We start from the raw sequence: 3,462 nt of genomic DNA, 5'->3' as shown, positions 1-3,462 counted from the left end.
TACCGGAACTTCCCGGTGTTCGTCGGTGCTGGCTGTTCTTTGTCGACGCTGGGGCGCTGGCCAGCGCGCTCTCACTCGATGGTGTGGACTCTCTGACATGACGTCAGGATTTCCGACAGGCTGCCGATGTTGATGAGGCATTGTCGTTTCCGTTCAACTCGGGGACACGGTCGGGAGGCGCGGTGGGGCTGGCGGTGGTGCGGTCGCTGCGCGGGCCGCGGAAGCTGAGCACGACCCAGGACCTGGAGGACTTCGAGCAGGAGCTCGTCGATCAGTACCTGCTTGCCTCGATGGGGGCGGGAGTCTGCGACAGCACGGTGAACAACGACCGAGCAGCGATCTTCGAGTTCATCCAATTCCTCGGTCGTCCGGTGTGGACAGCCGAGCCTGCTGACGCGGACCGGTTTCTGGTTCGCCAGCGCAAGGATCTGGGCAGGTCCCGGTTGACGGTGCAGCACAAGGCGTGGGCGATCGGGCACTTCTTCGATTTCCTGATCGGCCGTTATCAGGGCGACATTCACGCGCTCGCCGGGTGTGTGGTGGCGCAACCGATCGACGAGCACAACCGGCCGGCCAAGGCCGACTACGGGACACCTCGAATACCGCCCTCGGACAAGGAAACCGAGCTGTTGTTCACCGAGTGGCGGGACTCGCTGGAGCACGCCCGGAAGTTCCGCACTGCGGCTCGGGACTATCTGGCGGCGTCGTTGTGGCGCCGGGCGGGGTTGCGGATCCAGGAGACCTACATGCTCGACATGCGCGACTGGCGCCGGGATCTGGGCGAGTACGGCAAGCTGCATGTCCGATTCGGCAAAGGAAGCCGGGGACGCGGCCCGAAGACGAGGCTCGTTCCGGCGATCAACTCGGTGGCCGAGTTGCTGGACTGGTGGCTGGTGGAAGTGCGTCACCAGTTCGGCGAGGACTGGGAGCATCCCGACGCGCCGCTGCTGCCGAGTGAGCGCCAGGACCCGCACACCGGATTCTGTGGCCGGGTTGGTGACCAGACGTTGCGGGACGGGTTGGCGGAGGCGACCGGACGATGGCTGCCGGACTGGGCAGGAAGGCTGACACCGCATACATTGCGGCACTACTGTGCATCGTCGCTGTATGCGCGAGGCATGGATCTTAAAGCTATACAAGAGGTTTTGGGCCACTCGTGGCTCTCGACCACGACCGCGTACATCCACGTGGAGTCCGAGCACGTCGAACATGCCTGGGCCAAGGCCAACCAGCGCGTGGCCGCCCGGCTGGGCACCGAGGAAGGGTAGCGCGATGCGCTGGAACCTGCGAATGAAAGCCGCCGAGGCAGGGATCTGGAAGTCCACGGAGATGCGCCGCAGGCTCGCCGAGGCGGGATTGGATATCAGCGCGGGCAAGATGTCGAACCTGTGGATCGGCAATCCCACCACGATCCGGCTCGATGATCTCGACGTGATCTGCGCGGTGCTGGAGTGCGCACCGACTGATCTGCTGATCCCCGAGCCGGAGAAGGTCGCCGCTCGTCGGCCCCGCAAGGCCGACACGGGCACGGTCGCGCCGATCACCCCGCGGCTGGGGCGACATCGATCGGTGCCGCCGGCGTGACCGGGCGTCCCCGCCGCTGCCGGGTGTGCGGGGTGCGTCCCCCGGCGATGCGGGAGGTCCCGTACTGCTTCCAGTGCTGGCCCGGCGGCCCGATCGCCCCGCCACCGTGCCGCAAATGCGGGTCCACAAACGACTATTACACGTCCGGGCTGTGCGCCCGCTGCCACAGCCACGCGCCCGGCGAGAAGTCGCCGCTGTGGCAGTCGCCCGGCACGCTCGCGCGACAAACGGTCGTGGTCGACTCGTGTCTCGACTGCCACGCCTGGGGCGTGACCCGCACCTACGGTTGGCTGTGCGTGGGCTGCCGTAGCTGGCGCGAGAAATACCGACACAAGGGTGTGTGCGACACCTGCGGGAACGAGGTGGCGCTCAACGAGGGCGGGTCGTGCCGGTTGTGCTGCAAGACGCGCAGCCTGCTCGCCCAGGACCGCGACCAGCGGCCCAGCAGCATCAGTCTGGCCGAGGCCAACGTGTTCGGGCAGCAGCTGTTCTTCGCCGGCATGTGGCACCGCGAAGGACAGGGCCAACGGCCCTACGTCAAGAAAACCATCCCACCGAACCTGTCGTTGCTGCACCCGGTGCCCTACGAACAGCTGGTGCTGCTCGAACTGCCGCGGGACCTGAAAGCCGGACTGCGCAAGGGATTCCCACCGCCGCCCGACCCGGCCCGCGAGGCCGCCTGGCACCAGTTCGTGCGCGAGCACGCCGCCGCGCACGGCTGGAGCAGGACCGTCACCGAACGCGCCCAGCGGGCGATCCGGATGCTGCTGGGCATGCAAGACACCCCCGGTGCCGCGATCCGCGCCAGCGACGTCCTGCCCCTCTCGCGCATCCGGCACCCCGTGCGCCCGGTGCTCGACGTGCTGACCGTCGCCGGCATGCTCGCCGACGACCGCGTCCCGCCCACCGAGCGCTGGTTCCAGCTGCAGATCACCGGACTGCCCGAGGACATCCGTCACGAACTCGAGGTCTGGTTCGACATCGCCCGCAACGGCAGCACCACCCCACCGCGATTTCGTCCCCGTTCCGACAACACGGTGCGTTCGCAGCTGGGCTACGCGCTGCCGATCATCCGCGCCTGGGCACGCACCCACCCCTCGCTGCGGGAGATCGGCCGCGACGACGTGCTCGCCGCCCTGCCGCCCAGCGGCAGTCCGCGCAGCAGCACCCTGCAAGGGCTTCGGTCGATCTTCCGGATCCTCAAGGCCCGCAAGCTCACCTTCATCAACCCCACCACGCGCATCAGCGTGCCCACCCCGGACAAACACGTGCCCGCACCGATCGATCTCACCGAGCTGCGCGGCGCGCTCAACTCCGACGACCCGACCCGCGCGGCGTTGGCCGCGCTGCTGGCCTTCCACGCCATCCGCATCTGGCAACTGCTCCAGCTGCAGCTCGCCGACGTGCGCGACGGTCGCCTCTACCTGCCCGACCGCATCGTGCCGCTCGCCGAGCCGGTCCGGGCACGAGTGTCGGCCTACCTGGACTACCGACAACGGACCTGGCCCGACACCGCCAATCCGCACCTGTTCATCCACTACCGCAACGCCAACACCACCACGCCCGCGACCCCGTGGTGGATCCGCAAACGGCTCGGCATGATCGCGCAAGCCATCCGCCAGGACCGCATCCTCGACGAAGCCCACGCCACCGGCGGCGACGTCCGCCAGCTCTGCGAACTGTTCGGCCTGTCCATCGCCGGCGCCTACCGCTACACCAGCAGCGTCGACCACCCCGGCATCGCCGAATACGAACAATCCACAAAGGAATGACGATTCCATAGTTCCCCAACTCCGGGATTCAGCTATCATCGTCAAGCACCAAATACCCAGAGTTCCGCTCAGATTCGGGTAAAGTTGCGAGGAACTCTGGGGAAGT

The 3,462-nt window shown here is 67.3% G+C and carries 3 protein-coding genes; all 3 read left to right on the top strand.

The window, feature by feature from the left end; all coding sequences use genetic code 11:
• Positions 1–182: 182 nt before the first annotated feature.
• The 3 genes from H5411_RS45960 to H5411_RS45950 are packed head-to-tail and all read left to right on the top strand — an operon-like array spanning position 183 to position 3,356.
• On the top strand, positions 183–1,268 hold the full coding sequence (locus tag H5411_RS45960) for a tyrosine-type recombinase/integrase (RefSeq protein ID WP_101434546.1): 1,086 nt from the start codon (positions 183–185) through the stop codon (positions 1,266–1,268).
• Between the two features lie 4 nt (positions 1,269–1,272).
• A complete protein-coding gene (locus tag H5411_RS45955; protein WP_101434545.1) occupies positions 1,273–1,584 on the top strand; it encodes a helix-turn-helix domain-containing protein in 312 nt (103 codons plus the stop codon).
• The gene (locus tag H5411_RS45950; protein WP_101434544.1) at positions 1,581–3,356 is read left to right on the top strand and encodes a hypothetical protein; all 1,776 of its coding nucleotides are present in this window, start codon (positions 1,581–1,583) and stop codon (positions 3,354–3,356) included. Before H5411_RS45955 ends, H5411_RS45950 begins: the two co-directional genes overlap by 4 nt.
• Positions 3,357–3,462: the final 106 nt, after the last annotated feature.

This window comes from Amycolatopsis echigonensis (genome assembly GCF_014174495.1).
GTDB lineage: Bacteria > Actinomycetota > Actinomycetes > Mycobacteriales > Pseudonocardiaceae > Amycolatopsis > Amycolatopsis echigonensis.
The sequence above is the reverse complement of the archived record's forward strand: the minus strand, read 5'-3'. Positions and strand labels throughout refer to the sequence as shown.